Genomic DNA, 338 nt, shown 5'->3' with positions numbered 1-338 from the left:
TTACTATTTTAACCAAGCTCAGGCACTTATCGCCGACACGGAAATATACATTCGTGGTAACTACCGTGACCGACGCGGTATCGCATACAGATCTCAAAAGGCAGATACCGAAGCACTTCATGCATACAAAACCGCTCTTGATAGTAAACGCTTAGTTGAATTCGATGAATCTGACACAGAAGACTATTTAATAGCCCTAAAACAAAAGCTTTTCGCTTTATCCAACGAAATAACAGAAACACCAATTATTCCCGTCACCATTGATGAACTCATTGAGCTATTGGTGAGTAATGTCAAACTTACAGGGAGCCAAGTGCCTGAACAAGAAACAGACTTCA

The 338-nt window shown here is 40.8% G+C and carries 1 protein-coding gene; it reads left to right on the top strand.

Going from position 1 to position 338, the window contains the following annotated elements; translation table 11 throughout:
* On the top strand, window positions 1-338 hold a 338-nt coding region (locus A3739_RS29650; RefSeq protein WP_197472176.1), incomplete at both ends, for a hypothetical protein.

This window comes from Oleiphilus sp. HI0067 (genome assembly GCF_001635735.1).
This window is presented reverse-complemented; position numbering and strand designations above follow the sequence as displayed.